Raw genomic sequence first — 14,586 nt, forward strand, 5'->3', positions numbered from 1 at the left:
ACCTCGTTATATATAATATCCAAATACAATACTATGTTATCCGAAAACTTCTCCTACATTAAAATTGTGCCAACATTCCTCAATGCATAGTTTTTTACAGCCGTCAAACTGGAGCTCAAGTATCTGTATATAGCCTTTCCCACAAGCAACAAATATTCCATTCTTTTCCTTTTTGCAAATTAAGCCGGGCATTTTTATGTAATCCTCCCTTTTTTCAACTGTACAACTTGCCGGGCATGCAACTTTTGATTTCCATATTTTAACTCTTTTCCCCTTGTAGAAAGTATAAGCCCCCGGCCAGGGATTAGTGCCTCTTATAAGGTTGTGTATATTTTCCGAGGGTTTGTCCCAGTCTATTAAACCCATTTCTTTTTTCAGCATGGGTGCATATGAGGCCTCTTCTTCTCTTTGCGGAATCCTCTGTATAGTCCCGGTTTTTATCATCTCCAGAGTATCTTTCAAAACTTCGGCACCAAGAAACGCTAACTTATCATGGAGTTCTCCTGCCGTCATGTCTTCAGGTATATCTATTTCCCTTTTCAATAAAATATCTCCTGTATCCATTCCTGCATCAGTCAGCATTGTTGTAATCCCTGTTTTGGTTTCGCCGTTTATTATTGCCCAATTAATAGGTGCAGCTCCTCGATATTTCGGCAAAAGCGAAGCATGGACATTTATACAGCCTTTCTTCGGAATATCAAGCACTTCCTGTGGAAGTATTTTCCCATATGCAGCAGTAATCAGAAGGTCAGGAGCTATTTTTTTTAAAGTAGAGACAAATTCTTCAGTGTTCACTTTTTCGGGCTGCAATACATGTATGCCAAGCTTTTCTGCATATTCTTTAACCGGAGGGCAGCAAAGCTTTTTACCTCTCCCCTTCGGTTTGTCCGGTTGTGTAACTACAGCAACAACCCCGTATCCTTCTCTGACAAGCATATCCAAACTCGGCACTGCAAATTCGGGAGTACCCATAAAAACAACTTTCATCAGCTTTCCACTCCTTATAAACCTTCTTACTACCGGGAATCAATATACCTTATTACCTTATCCTTAAAAAGTATTCCGTCCAAATGGTCAATTTCATGGCATAGAACCCTAGCAAGTAAACCTTCACCCGTTATTACAACTTCTTCACCTTTTTCGTTCAAAGCTTCTACTACTACTTTCTGAGGCCTTTTTACTTCTCCATATACTCCAGGTATGCTAAGACAGCCTTCTGCTTCACTCTGTTCTCCCTCTTCGGAAACTATTCTGGGGTTAATAAGTTTAAAAAGACCCTTCCCATCTTCTATATCTATTACAATGGCTCGTTTTAATACTCCTACCTGGGGAGCTGCAAGTCCGATTCCATCGTTTTCATACATGGTTTCCGCCATATCATTTAATAAGTTAATTATTTTATCAGTAATGACATCAACTTCTCTTGACTTCTTCCGTAAAATTTCCTCCCCTTCTTTTCTGATTCTTCTTAACGCCATAATAAACCTCCAAAACATTTTTACATTATATTATAGCATATTGACAGGATTAATATCTATACTTAATTCTATCATATCCTTATTATTTTTTACTCTGTTAAATTCATCTGATGTTTCTCTCAAAACATTAATAAGAATATCTATATCCTTACTCTTCAAAACAAGTCTCCATCTGTACTTATTTTTTATTTTTACTATTGGCGGTTTCATAGGACCAAGTATCTCATAACGGTTTTTATCAATGCTTTTACTTTCGAAATTTCTGCATATTATATTTTTCACTATTTTTGAACTTTCCAGTACAGTCTTATCACTAACTCCGCTCATAATTACCAGGGCAATATTAGTAAAAGGAGGATAATCCATTTCCTTACGCAATCTTATTTCTTGCCGGTAAAACGAGGCATAATCGTGTTTACAGGCAGCAAGTATGCTGAAATCTTCGGTATTATATGACTGTATTACAACCCTTCCCGGAATCTCTCCCCTTCCTGCCCTGCCTGCAACCTGGGTCAACAGCTGGAACGTCTTTTCCGATGCCCTGTAGTCTGCAATGTTCAACATGCTGTCAGCTGCCAGTACACCCACAAGAGTTACATTAGGGAAATCATGCCCTTTTGCTATCATCTGTGTTCCTACCATTATATTAATATTCTGATCGCGAAATTTACCTAGTATATCTGCATGGGAATTCTTATAACCTGTCGTATCCGAATCCATCCTGATAACCGTACTGCCAGGGAAGTATCTTTTTGTCTCTTCTTCCAATTTCTGGGTACCTAAGCCAAAATGCCTTATATATTTGCTCTTACATTTTGGACACTCTTTCGGCACCTTTACCGTATACCCGCAATAATGGCATGTCAGCCTCTCCCCTATTGCATGGTAAGTAAGGGTAATACTACAGTTTATACACCTGGCTACATATCCGCAGTTCCTGCATAAAACAAAAGGCGAATAACCTCTCCTGTTTAAGAGTAGTATGGTCTGCTGCCTTAGATCAATATTTTTACTAATTTCTTCTGCAAGTTTATTGCTGAAGATCGAGCGGTTACCCTTGTTTAACTCCTCCCTCATATCAACAAGTTCAACTCTCGGGAGCAACATGTTATTTGGCCTTTCTTTCATTTCAATAAAACCAATTTTACCTTCTTCAGCCCTGTAATAGGTTTCTACCGACGGCGTAGCAGAACCTAACAGCAATAATCCCCCCTGTTGCTTGCAGATATATCTTGCAATGTCGGCTGCATGATATTTGGGGGTTATCTCGGATTTATAACTTCCCTCATGTTCTTCGTCGATAATAATAAGGCCGATACGTTCAAGAGGAGCAAAAATGGCCGATCTTGCACCAATTACCACTTTTATCTTTTTTTCCATTATAAGGCGCCACTGGTCGTACCGCTCACCAAGAGAAAGCCTGCTGTGAAGTACCGCCACATCATTTCCAAACCTTCCCTTGAATCTTGCCGTCATTTGAGGAGTAAGGGATATTTCCGGAACCAACACGATAGCTTCTTTTCCCTTCCCGATAACATACTGTATCAATTGCATATAAACCTCGGTTTTCCCGCTTCCCGTAACCCCATGAAGCAAAAACTCGCTAAACCTTCCTTCATCTATCCGGTCTTTTAGTATCTTTAAAGCTTCATCCTGTTCGTCCGTCAAATCTAACGGCCTGGTACTTTCATAGCCCGTATCCTTAAAAGGACTTCTTTTTACTTCTATTTCTTTAAAATCTATATATCCATATTTTTTTAAGGTGTCCAGCACTCCGGGGGATACTCCCGCAAATTTAACAATATCCTGGACAGCCACGTATTCGTTATCCATAAGAATTTCAAGCACTTTTATCTGCTGGATTCTTTTTAGTTTGTTACCTTCAATAACGTTTGCTATTTCTTCTTTTGGCAGAACAGCATATGCCACACGTATAAATTTTTCCTTTACCCTGGTTGCAAATTCTTCTCTAATGCTGATTATTCCTTTCGCTTCCAAATCCCTGAGGTATTTATGAAAAGACCTTAGGCTTAGTTTGTTTTTTAATTCAGTTAATTCACATTCATTCCCACACTCTACGAGAGCATCAAGTATTTTCTTTTCATTTTCTTTTACATGCCCTTCATAATTTTCCAGCTTCACAATTCTATAGGCTTTTACGCCTACCCCTGCCGGAAGCATACATTTTATTGCATCATGGTATGTACAAATATACCTCTCCCTCATCCATGCAGCAAGCCTAATCATTCTTTCATTTAAGACCGGTTTTTCATCCACCAATTTATTAATACTTTTAAGACCATCCCAGTTGCTGCTATCCAATACATCCAAAACATATGCCTCTTTCGGCATGTTTGTCTTACCGAAGGGCACAATAACCCTCACTCCTGGTTTAACACTGTCTTTTAGTTTAGCCGGAATAACATAATGGTATTCTTTGTCAAACTCCCTGGTGCAATTACTAATTACAACTGAAGCAATATTCCCCATACTCAACACTTTTAAAAAACATCATCAATTAAATATATTCTTTTAAAAACTCCGGCATATTTTCCTTGCTGCCGGATACACTTATATTAAACTCAACCTTGTATTTAGAAGCAATTCTTTTCAATTTTGAAAAAAAGCTTTCAAGACTTCCTGCATTTTCTTTTAGTATATGTGTGATCCCATCAATAAAAATCCATTTCACATCATAGTTTTGAGCAATTATTCCACATATGAAACCTAAAAGTCCTTCTTCAGTTTCTACAGGAAATTCACTGATATTTATAAACCGGACACCGTGCTTTAAGTCATAAATAAGCTGATTCCCATAGTCTATAAATACAATACATCCATAGTTTTTGTCTGCCATTTTATTGGCATATTCTACCATGGCCCTGGTCTTCCCGGTACCTTTTTCCCCATAAATAGCTTTAATCATTCATATACACCCCTCCCTTTTTTCTTCCGATGCTTTTTCTCTTCATCCTAATCTTATATATATCTTATATATACAATAATATATTTTTTCAGTTATTTCAAGCATATTAGTCTTTTAATTTTAGCCTCAGCCTGGTTATCAAATCCTGAAAAATGCCCTTATACCTATTGTTTGGAAGAGAATTAAGTGTATCAATACCTCTCTCTATATATTTCTCAAGTATTTTTTCCGAATATTTTATTCCTCCTAATTCTTTTACCGCAGTTATTGCCATTGCTATTTCTTTACACGGTACTTTGCCTTCCCTATCTTTAAAAGTCAGTATTGTCCTTTTAAGTGTCTCACTTTTTGCCATGGCGTATATAAGAGGCAGTGTTATTACTCCCTTTGAAATATCGTTACCTGTGGGTTTTCCTGTAACTTCCGGCTCCAGGATAAAATCATTTATATCGTCCCGTATCTGAAAAGCCATACCATAATAAAATCCGAACCTGGTTAAAGTCTTTACAATATGGGAGTGACATTCTGCAGAATCCGCACCCAGGGCACATGCAGCGGAGAATAAGACAGCAGTTTTCCTATTGGTTTTTTTCAAGTATGAAACTATCGAAGTGTTAATATTGAACCTATCAAGAAATTGGTCAACTTCTCCTTCACAAATTGATTTCAACCCTTTGGCTATAATTTCCATTTTATCTTTGGATACTTTTCCTGAAAGCATTAAAACAGCTTTTGTAAATAAATAATCACCAGTATAAATTGCCATATCTGTACCATATTTCTCAGATACGGTAATTACGCCTCTTCTTATTTTTGAATTATCTATTATATCATCATGAACAAGGGTTGCATTATGAAGTATTTCAATCGCCCCTGCTATGGGTATGGTCTTTTCTCTTCTATATTCCCCGAATTTGGCAGAATTTATGACAAATAGAGGCCGTATCCTTTTGCCTCCCGAATCTATTAAGGTCTGAACAATTTCTTCAAGGGTTTTATTCCTTGAATGTATGCTGTTTTTTATAAATTCTTCAACCAACTTCAGTTCCTGGAATATTTCCGGATATTCGCTCCACAAGTTAACAACACAACCTTATCTTACCAAAATTTTTTGAAAAATATTTGTCCTTTTTAAAGCCTTTATCAAATAATTGCTGCACAAACCTACAAAGCTTCCCATAATTACTCCCGATAGGATAAGTATAGGCAGATAGGCCATTACTGAAAAATCTTTCATAATAACACCTGCCATTAGCAATTGGCCTATATTGTGCATCACGGCACCTGCAATACTTATCCCGATAATACTGAATAATCCTGTCGTTTTGTAATACATGAAATTCATAACGACAGTGCTGAGGATACCTCCTGCAATACTAAAAAGAAATACGGTAAACCCTCCTGTAAAAAGAGAAGAAATTACAGTCCTTAAAATTACAAGTATAAAGGCATCTTTAAGCCCTAAAAATACTATGGTTGTAAGGACGATAATATTTGCCAACCCCAGTTTAATACCCGGTAATGCTATTGGTAAAGGTATCCAGTTTTCGATTATCGAGAGAACTATTGCTTGCGCCGTAAAAATTGCAAGCATTACCATCTTCTTTGTTTTCCCCATGTTAATACGTTACTCCGTCTACTTCATCTTTTTTCCCTTCAATTTTTATCATGAAGCGCCCAGGCAGGCAAACAGCAGTATCGCCCGGTTTTTCCAACCACCCTGTCTTCACGCAAACCTTATCGGGACAATTAGATTCTTCAAACCTGATCCTGCCCTTTTCAATTAAAATCACAACCCGGTAATCCCCCGAGATTTCCAGCCTCTCGGGGCCTTTTATTTCATCAAGGTCAACTTCTTTTATTATCTTATTGCCCTGCCTTATAACTGCGACTTTACGGATATTGGCTCCTCTTGAAAAAGCTTCCGGCAACAAGATGCCGGCTAAAGCTAAAAGTAGTATAAAAGTAACAAGAAAAACATCTCCTTTTTTAAAAATATTACCTTGTTTAGAAATATTACCTTTTTTCAACATAATTAAATTCCTTGCTTTCATCCTTTAAAACAAAATTGCCTCTTAACCCTGAAGATACATAAATGTTTTTGTCTCGTGTAATAAAAATACCTTCAACTCCTTCTAAACTCTCTACCAGTTCCATTCCCTTTTCCAGCCCCAAAACAAATACGGCCGTTGATAAAGCATCTCCCTTAATTGACAGGTCCGTTATAATTGTTGCACTAATTAGGCCTGAGTCTGAAGGATAACCCGTTTTTGGGTCCAGTATATGATGATACCTTTTGCCGTTTGCCTCAAAATACCTTTCATAATCACCCGATGTTATAACAGCCTTGTCAGATACCTCAACTATTCCGATATATTTGCCCGTCACATCCCTTGGGTGTTGTATTCCTATTTTCCATGGGGTTCCATCGGGTTTTTTACCTAGGGTTACTACATTTCCACCCAAATTTATATAGGCGGATTTTATTCCATGTTTTTTGTAGATTTTTATAGCTTCGTCCCCGGCATACCCCTTTGCTATACCGCCCAAATCAATTGACTGGCCGGTTCTTCCCAGTTTTGCCTTCAAATTTTCCTCATCAATAAATAAATCTTTATAATTTACCAATAAAAGTAAATCTTTAATTTCTTTTTCTTCAGGTACTCTTTGTTTATCCGTAGATATTCCCCATGCCTTTATTAAGGGTCCCACAGTTGGATCAAAGGCGCCACTGCTTAATTGGGAATATTCTTTTGCTTTTGACAGTACATATATGGTATCCTGACTTAAGCTAACAGCACCCTTCCCTGCCATTTTATTAAGTGCGTTCACTTCACTATCCGGCGAATTTACTGTCATTTTGCGTTCAATATCCTTAAGCCTTTCAGCCACCTCTTTTACTGCATTACTTGCATTGCTTGAATTATTTGCATTACCCTCATTATCTCCATTATTTGCATATACCTTCTGGGTTATAATTGTACCCATCAAAAACTCCTGCCACTCAACAAGTCCATCCTCATCAGAGTTCTTCTTATTTTTACCTGCGCAGGATGTTAAAGGCGTTAAGATTAAAGGTAACAACAAAATTATTGCATATAGCTTTATCTTGTACAATAGGAAATTATTATCCATTCTCCTGGTGCAATCTCCTTTTAAATAATTTTTATTATACACCTCTCCTAATTTTTATTATACACCTCTCCGGGTCAAATGACCTAATGCTATTATATCATGGTTGTCAACTTAGCCATCAACTTAAAGCATCCGACATCTCCCATCTAAAACAATACCCCAGGTTAAACTTTTGCCTGGGGCTCTTTTTATCTGATTTTCAAGCATTATTACGTCGAAAGTGGTCTGACCTGCATTATTTTTTTGCCTTCTCCAAAGCTTCCTTAACAAGAGACACAAAGGTTTCGTGCGAACGGGTAGCTCCTGATATTGCATCAACCTTGTTTATGTCCTGGACTTCAACAAGCTTGTCTCCATATGTCTTTGAAGCTTTTATAGCCTTCTGAGCCTTATCGTAGTTTTCCTGGTTTTCAATTTTTCCATCTTTTTTACCGTAGTCTTCATCTTTTTCTTTACCATTGCTCATTTCTTTCCATACAACATCAGTGATTTTACCATCTTTAATGGTTATTTCCACCAATGCAGTATTGCCATAATCGTCAGGCTGGCTTTCAGCTTTCCATGTACCATCTTTGTACTTGCTTCCGCTGCAACCGCTTACCAAAACTAAAGCTAATAAAACTACAAATGTAATAATGAGATATTTCCTCATAATAATATGCCCCCTTAAAATGATAATTTTGTTATAATATTTACCCTGAAAAATCTAAATTAATCCAATTTTTTTGCTTTTTTTTGTATTATAAATTTTATCAATTTTAATTTGGTTGTTAAGTTGTTGTTTATATTTCTAACAATAAGGTAAATAGTATTATGTATAATATATTTTTAAAAATATTTGTTAATTATATAACATGATAACATGGGAGGAGTAGCCAATGTCAACCAAAATTGTTATTCTGGGAGCAGGATATGCAGGAATTAAAGCTGCCCTGACTTTATACAAAAAAAAAGAGAAGGATGACATAGAAATTACGGTAATCGATAAAAACCCTTATCATACCTTGTTAACGGAAATTCATGAAGTTGCAGGCAACAGGATAAATGAAGACGGAGTAATTGTTCCTTTAAAAGATATTTTTAAATATACTGATGTTAAATTGGTCTGTAACAAAATAACAAATATTGATTTTGAGAATCAAAAGCTCTATTCGGAATCCGAAGAATACCAATATGATTATTTAATAATTGCTGCAGGAAGCCATCCGAACTTTTATGATATACCCGGAATGGAAAAACATAGTTTTCCTTTATGGTCTTATGAAAACGCAATTTCTATACGTGAGCATATAAAAGACTGTTTTTTAAAAGCCTCTCAAGAAAAAGATCCTGAAAAAAGAAAAACACTATTAACTTTTATTGTAGGAGGAGGAGGTTTTACCGGTGTAGAAATGATAGGGGAATTAGCCCTCTGGGTGAAAGACTTATGCGCCGAATATGGTATTTTGAGAAATGATGTTAAATTAATACTTATAGAAGCTCTACCCGAAATACTCAACAATTTAAAACCAAAAAGCGTAACAAAAGCCAGGAATTACCTGATTAACAAATTGAGAGTCGAAGTTATGGTCAATGCTCCTATAATCGAAGTTACTGCTGATACGGTTAAATTAGAAAATGGAACTATTATTCCCTCAAAAACACTTATCTGGACTGCAGGGGTAAAAGCATGCAATCTGGCTGATTCCCTTAAAATCAGTAAAGGTAAAGCTTGCAGAATAAATGTAGACCAATACACTCAAACGCAATACGAAAATGTATTTGCTGCCGGTGATATATCAATTTTTAAAACCGAAGAAGGCTCTCTTCCTGCTCTTGTTGAAGCAGCCCTACAAACAGGAGAAGTTGCGGCTTTGAATGTTCTCTCCCGGATAAGAGGGAAAGAAATGAAAAAGCTGGAGCCAAAGCTCCATGGTGTAATGGTATCTGCAGGAAGTTATTTTGCTGTAAGCAATATTATGGGACGTGAGCTTCCCAGGCTGTTATCAATACTGATGAAGTATCTTGTTAACATTCACTACCTCTTTGGAATAGGCGGATTTGAACTTGTGTTTAAATATATCAAACATGAGTTTTTGTTTAAAAAGCAACGTAAAACTCTGATAGAAAAACATGTTTCTTCAATTACCCCTGCATTTTGGCTAGTACCTATAAGGTTGTTTTTAGGCTATGCATGGCTGGCAGAAGGAATTAAAAAAATAAATGAAAAATGGCTTGTAAAAGCTCTCCTGGCAGGTGCTCCTCCTGATGCTGGCAGCGGTGCATCAATTACCGATACGGGGGAGAAAGTTTTTAGAATAATCAGTGACCATACACCTGGTTGGTACGCCTGGATAGCTGATAATATTATAATTCCAAATGCCCTCATATTTCAAATACTGATTGTAATAGCTGAATTAGGACTGGGGCTGGCATTTATATCGGGCACATTCACTTTCATAGCGGCTATTGTATCACTTGTGATGAATTTGAATTTTATACTCTCAACCGGAATGTATTCATACGACTGGTGGTATATACCCGCTGCTTTAAGCATGATGGGAGGCGCAGGAAAGGCTTTTGGTGTTGACCATTACCTTATACCGTATCTTATGAGACAGTGGAGGTATTTTGTAAGGAACAGAAAATTTAAGCCCCTCCTATTTAAGTAGGGGCTTTACCTCTTCCATTTTTGATATTGAAACTTCATAAGCCGTCTTTGTGACTATTTCACCTGAGTCATACCTTTTTTGGTATTCTCTGCTCTGGATTCTTCCCCATACTTTTATATTATCGCCTACAGATAAGTTTTCCGAATACCTTGCATTTCTTCCCCAGGCAATACAAGGGATATAGTCGGACTTGTTGTACGGACGGTTAACTGCCAACAGTAAATCCGCTATTTCCCGGCCGAAAGGTGTAGTCCTGTATATAGGTTTTTTACATATGTACCCGTCTAAGTAAATTTGGTTGGGATTCTTTATTTCACTTTCATCCCCTAAAAAAACTATTTCTCTTGCAAACACAGTTAAAATCAATTTATTTCCTTCTTTTCCATAATTATTATAAGACCTGAATTGTCCTTCTATTTTAACGATACACCCCTCTCCCAATTGCTGTTTTCCTATAAGGCGCTCAGATATTGTCACGGGAATCTTATCACTACTATCACTGAGTCTCGGGACTTCAAGAATAAAAGAGTAAAACCCTTCTCCATATACTTCATGACTGTATTCCAACTCAGAAACCACTTTGCCGGCAATTGTGACTACATTGTTTTCGATGAGGTTTCCAACCATTTGCCCCCCACTCTCCTCTCTTTTTCTCATGTACTTATATAAATTTTTCTATTGTATTATTATTCATAGAAGGACAATTTTAGAAGCAATTTCAATAGTAAATAATTTATTATATAAATTGCCGTCCTCTTCCATTAAATTATATTATATTACATATATTTTACACATTGCAAATTATTCTTTTTTTTACAAGGAATTATTATTAATTGTACGAATTCAGCTCCCGCTTATAGAAGTGAAAGACTTCTTCTGGCATCTGGTTAAAAACAGGTAGGTCGTCCAAAATTATTTATTGTACCTGGGTAGGAGAGTGAGCCAATGTGTTTAATTCCACTCCCGTGTTCAATTCTACCCCACTGGCAACGGCAAATGCTACTGCACCAAGAGCTCCGTATATGTCAACCTCTTTTCCCACATCAATTCTATACTCCTGCGGTCCAATTGTATTTCCATTTATTGACTTTACAGTTTTTTGCTGGTACAACATAAATCCTTTTTCGAACATTGTATCATCAACGCTGGATGTAGTTATACTTGCCTTCGAGTTAAAACCGTAAGTAACAGTGTCAAATTTAAGATCCTTTAAGAAAGCAAGGTCATCAATATAATCTTCATTTACAATTATTATGCCCTTTTCGTCAAGTAATGACAGTAACTTCTCAATTTGTTTTTTGTAAACAGAAGATATATCAATATATAAAATAATGTCAAATTTTAAATCCGGTTGCAGGTAATTTAATATTTCAAAATTTGTATCGCTAACATCTATTTTTAAAATTAAAATATCAGTACCGTTTTTTCTGACTTCATGTATATAGCTCTTTATTTTATTTTGACCTAATTCAATCAAGTTTCTTAAACTAACGATGCTTGTTTTTTTATTATGGGAAGCCAATATGGCATTAATTAGATTGGTAGCCTTTGCCTGATTTTCATCCCGGCCGATTATTCCTGCTATCATCATTGGTAAAACCTCATTTCTTAAGCGCATTAATAGTAAATTAAATAAATTATGTAGTTTATATAATATACATTTTTAATAATTATATGTATGATTAATTCTCAATTCTTAATTTTTACATTCCTTCAGAAGACTGGATTATGTCCATCAGTAGTATACATGTCCTCTATATCATTTAAATAAAACCGGTTCTTGCTCAAAAAGTGTCCAAGGGTTGGTAAAAACATCATGAACAGATATTGCAAAGTGCAAATGCGGACCTGTGGAGAAACCGGTAGAACCAACTTCACCTATAATTTGTCCTTTAATTAAATCATCACCTTCTTTAACCGCTATGCTGTCCATATGGTAGTTCCAGCTTATTATTCCATAGCCATGATCTATAAGAACAGTATTTCCTGTAAGAATTAAATGTCTTGCAAGTATAACTTTGCCAGAATTTGTTGCTTTAACAGGTGTTCCTATATCTGCGGCAATATCAATACCACTATGCCTGTATGAAGTTGGAGCATTGTTTACAAATCTTCTCATGCCAAACTCGGTGGTGATTCTTCCTTCAACAGGTTTTAGAAAAACGCCGTCCCACATTTTAACAGGAGTATCAGTTTTTCTTACAGCTCCTATATATTTGTTGTATTCTTCATAAGCAGCATCGTTCCGTGTAGATTGATCCACCTCTTCTGAAATGGTAAGATATTGAATTGGAAATTCTTTAGGTAAGACGCTGATAGTTATCTCGTAAGATTCCTTCTTATTTATCAAGTTGACGTTTTCTGCAGTTAGCGAAACAATATAGTCGGAAGGTTTTAAATCATAGCTTAGGGGAAGAATAGCAAATTTGCCATGTTCATATTTATAAAAAGGCAAATCTGATTTTGCCAAATCAGATTTTAAAAATATATCTTCATCTTCGTTTGCATATTTTGCAAAAATTGTTAATAACTCCCCAGGAAAAGTCTGAGAAGAAGAAACCTCAAACTCAATTGGAACATCATTAACAAAAGCAAATTCATATATAGCTTCGCCATAAAAACCTCTATCGGCTGATCCGGATTCATACCAGAAAGCTGTAATTTTGTAAAGTAACTCACCTTCTTCTTTTGGTTGAAAAATCGAATAACCGGATAAGGGACATTCGGATTCGGATAATCCATTTTCTAAAACAATGCTGTCTTCTTGAAAAATCAGATTATTCTTTTTAAATATTTGCAAATTAAGCTTATCAGGATTGTGACTACATTTAAGAATTAGATTCCCGTTATAAAAAAGCACTTCCGGTTTATCATCTAAATTATATAAGACATCCTTATTTTCAGAAATAATAGCATTGTCATCCGGAAAAGGATAAAATTTATTATTCTTTCCTCTATAATACCAATTTCCCGTTTTTATCGAGCCTTTGACAGAATGAGTTCCATCTGTTAGTTCAATATCGGGGGGTATTGTAGATGTATAAAACTCCTCATCCCGATTAACATTATTAACATTAATAAACAAAAACATAGAAATTGTGCAAACAGAAATTATGCAAATTATTATAAATTTTCTCATTTCAGTTACCTTTCTATGTTAAAAACTCTATCTATTAGGGTTTAACTTAGAATAGCCTCCCAATATTGGTATTAAAAAATCTCTTGCTTTAATTATGTCTATCCTTTGCTGAGGCCCACTAATTTCCCTTTCGATTATGTATGGTCCTTTATAACCATAACTTAGTAATTTCTTTATTAATTCCGGGAAGTTTACAAGACCCTCACCCACAGGCATTTCTTTACCTAGATTACGTCCATCGGTAGGATACATGCCATCTTTTACATGGATACCCCTGATTTTTTCTTTATATATATCTACTGCATCCACAGGATTTGCTTTGCCATATAAGAGCAAGTTAGCAGGATCAAGATTCACGCCCAAATTATCAAGTCCAACATCTTCTATAGTCCGCATCAAGGTAACAGGTGTCTCCTGGCCTGTTTCAAAGTTTAAATACAGGTTATATCTCTTGCAATATGAAGCTACTTCCCTGATAGCAATAACTGTCTCCCTGTATTCTGTTGTTGCAGGGTTCTCAGGAATAAACCCCATGTGAGTGGTAACATCAGTTATACCTAGCATATTTGCAAAATCTGCACCCTTTTTAAGCTCCTTTATACGCTGGGCACGATATTCCCGTGGAACCAACCCTAATGTAAGTGGACCGTCAATAAAATTCCATACTGCCGGAGGAGACCAACCAGCCCATAAACTCGTTATTTTCACTTTGTCTTTTACTATTTCTTTTAATTTTTCTGCATTTTCTCGAGTATATAATTCCATATTCCAGCAATTAATTTGACAACAATTTAATCCGAGTTCAAGTATACTTTCTATCCCATTTTCAAGTATATGCTGCAACTGTACAATAATACCAATATCAATATTACTTACCATTTTATCCTATCCTTTCTATCTATAATATAGTAAAATTAGTAGTTACTTTTTATATTTTATTTTAGTCACAATTTACTATTTAAGTCAACTGCAATATTTACATAAGCAATTTGCATTGCATCATATTCTTAATTGATATTACCATGTTTTACCTATAAACATTGAACTAAAACAATTTTATTCCAAAGTTTCATACGTTAGTATTTTTTCATTTATCCTCTCTTGGAGGCAAGAGGGCAGGTCATAACCTTCCTTTAAACCAGCAATAAAATGTTAAACGATATGCCGTTATGCCGTTAAGACCCTTGCTGCGGTAAACGGTATAAACCCGGCTGTTCCCAGGGTTCATCAAGACCAAGTCCTCTAAGGTCTGCTACT

14 protein-coding genes are annotated in these 14,586 nt (G+C 36.0%); 1 reads left to right on the plus strand and 13 read right to left on the minus strand.

The window, feature by feature from the left end:
* Positions 1-36: 36 nt before the first annotated feature.
* From HPY74_09195 to HPY74_09235, 9 genes are all read right to left on the minus strand, one after another.
* Positions 37-987 carry a methionyl-tRNA formyltransferase gene (locus HPY74_09195; protein ID NSW90825.1) on the minus strand — a complete coding sequence of 317 codons (951 nt, stop codon included), beginning with the start codon at positions 985-987 and terminating at the stop codon, positions 37-39.
* Positions 988-1,016: 29 nt separating this feature from the next.
* Positions 1,017-1,478 (minus strand): peptide deformylase, encoded by a 462-nt coding sequence (gene def / locus HPY74_09200; GenBank protein NSW90826.1) that lies wholly within the window; start codon positions 1,476-1,478, stop codon positions 1,017-1,019.
* 30 nt (positions 1,479-1,508) lie between these two features.
* Complete coding sequence (gene priA, locus HPY74_09205; GenBank protein ID NSW90827.1) at positions 1,509-3,968, minus strand: primosomal protein N'; 2,460 nt, start codon at positions 3,966-3,968, stop codon at positions 1,509-1,511.
* 28 nt (positions 3,969-3,996) lie between these two features.
* Positions 3,997-4,404, minus strand: coding sequence for an ATP-binding protein (locus HPY74_09210; GenBank protein ID NSW90828.1), 408 nt, complete (start codon positions 4,402-4,404; stop codon positions 3,997-3,999).
* Positions 4,405-4,510: 106 nt separating this feature from the next.
* Positions 4,511-5,482, minus strand: a complete 972-nt coding sequence (locus HPY74_09215; protein NSW90829.1) for a polyprenyl synthetase family protein — start codon at positions 5,480-5,482, stop codon at positions 4,511-4,513.
* A 15-nt stretch (positions 5,483-5,497) separates the two neighbouring features.
* Positions 5,498-6,022, minus strand: coding sequence for a Gx transporter family protein (locus HPY74_09220; protein NSW90830.1), 525 nt, complete (start codon positions 6,020-6,022; stop codon positions 5,498-5,500).
* Position 6,023: 1 nt separating this feature from the next.
* Positions 6,024-6,401 (minus strand): NusG domain II-containing protein, encoded by a 378-nt coding sequence (locus HPY74_09225; GenBank protein ID NSW90831.1) that lies wholly within the window; start codon positions 6,399-6,401, stop codon positions 6,024-6,026.
* Positions 6,402-6,420: 19 nt separating this feature from the next.
* On the minus strand, positions 6,421-7,539 hold the full coding sequence (locus tag HPY74_09230; GenBank protein NSW90832.1) for an FAD:protein FMN transferase: 1,119 nt from the start codon (positions 7,537-7,539) through the stop codon (positions 6,421-6,423).
* A 235-nt stretch (positions 7,540-7,774) separates the two neighbouring features.
* The gene (locus HPY74_09235) at positions 7,775-8,191 is read right to left on the minus strand and encodes an FMN-binding protein (protein ID NSW90833.1); all 417 of its coding nucleotides are present in this window, start codon (positions 8,189-8,191) and stop codon (positions 7,775-7,777) included.
* Positions 8,192-8,417: 226 nt separating this feature from the next.
* On the opposite strand from HPY74_09235, the gene HPY74_09240 reads away from it, so the two are divergent.
* Positions 8,418-10,190: an FAD-dependent oxidoreductase gene (locus tag HPY74_09240; protein NSW90834.1), complete on the plus strand. Its 1,773-nt coding sequence runs from the start codon at positions 8,418-8,420 to the stop codon at positions 10,188-10,190.
* Here the strand turns inward: HPY74_09240 and HPY74_09245 are convergent.
* The 4 genes from HPY74_09245 to HPY74_09260 all read right to left on the minus strand — a co-directional run bounded on the left by HPY74_09245 (position 10,179) and on the right by HPY74_09260 (position 14,196).
* Positions 10,179-10,817, minus strand: coding sequence for a single-stranded DNA-binding protein (locus tag HPY74_09245; protein ID NSW90835.1), 639 nt, complete (start codon positions 10,815-10,817; stop codon positions 10,179-10,181). The two genes, HPY74_09240 and HPY74_09245, sit on opposite strands and share 12 nt — an antisense overlap.
* A 289-nt stretch (positions 10,818-11,106) precedes the next feature.
* The gene (locus HPY74_09250) at positions 11,107-11,781 is read right to left on the minus strand and encodes a glutamate ligase (protein NSW90836.1); all 675 of its coding nucleotides are present in this window, start codon (positions 11,779-11,781) and stop codon (positions 11,107-11,109) included.
* Between the two features lie 168 nt (positions 11,782-11,949).
* On the minus strand, positions 11,950-13,329 hold the full coding sequence (locus HPY74_09255; GenBank protein ID NSW90837.1) for a M23 family metallopeptidase: 1,380 nt from the start codon (positions 13,327-13,329) through the stop codon (positions 11,950-11,952).
* Positions 13,330-13,356: 27 nt separating this feature from the next.
* A complete protein-coding gene (locus HPY74_09260) occupies positions 13,357-14,196 on the minus strand; it encodes a sugar phosphate isomerase/epimerase (GenBank protein NSW90838.1) in 840 nt (279 codons plus the stop codon).
* Positions 14,197-14,586: the final 390 nt, after the last annotated feature.

The sequence above is a fragment of the Bacillota bacterium genome (assembly GCA_013314855.1).
In the GTDB taxonomy this organism is placed as follows: Bacteria; Bacillota; Clostridia; order Acetivibrionales; family DUMC01; genus Ch48.

Coding starts and splice junctions, on each gene's coding strand:
- HPY74_09235 (NSW90833.1), bottom strand. CDS start 8,191: ATGAGGAAATATCTCATTATTACATTTGTAGTTTTATTAGCTTTAGTT.
- HPY74_09255 (NSW90837.1), bottom strand. CDS start 13,329: ATGAGAAAATTTATAATAATTTGCATAATTTCTGTTTGCACAATTTCT.
- def (NSW90826.1), bottom strand. CDS start 1,478: ATGGCGTTAAGAAGAATCAGAAAAGAAGGGGAGGAAATTTTACGGAAG.
- HPY74_09210 (NSW90828.1), bottom strand. CDS start 4,404: ATGATTAAAGCTATTTATGGGGAAAAAGGTACCGGGAAGACCAGGGCC.
- HPY74_09230 (NSW90832.1), bottom strand. CDS start 7,539: ATGGATAATAATTTCCTATTGTACAAGATAAAGCTATATGCAATAATT.
- HPY74_09240 (NSW90834.1), top strand. CDS start 8,418: ATGTCAACCAAAATTGTTATTCTGGGAGCAGGATATGCAGGAATTAAA.
- HPY74_09245 (NSW90835.1), bottom strand. CDS start 10,817: ATGGTTGGAAACCTCATCGAAAACAATGTAGTCACAATTGCCGGCAAA.
- HPY74_09195 (NSW90825.1), bottom strand. CDS start 987: ATGAAAGTTGTTTTTATGGGTACTCCCGAATTTGCAGTGCCGAGTTTG.
- priA (NSW90827.1), bottom strand. CDS start 3,968: ATGGGGAATATTGCTTCAGTTGTAATTAGTAATTGCACCAGGGAGTTT.
- HPY74_09220 (NSW90830.1), bottom strand. CDS start 6,022: ATGGGGAAAACAAAGAAGATGGTAATGCTTGCAATTTTTACGGCGCAA.
- HPY74_09250 (NSW90836.1), bottom strand. CDS start 11,781: ATGATGATAGCAGGAATAATCGGCCGGGATGAAAATCAGGCAAAGGCT.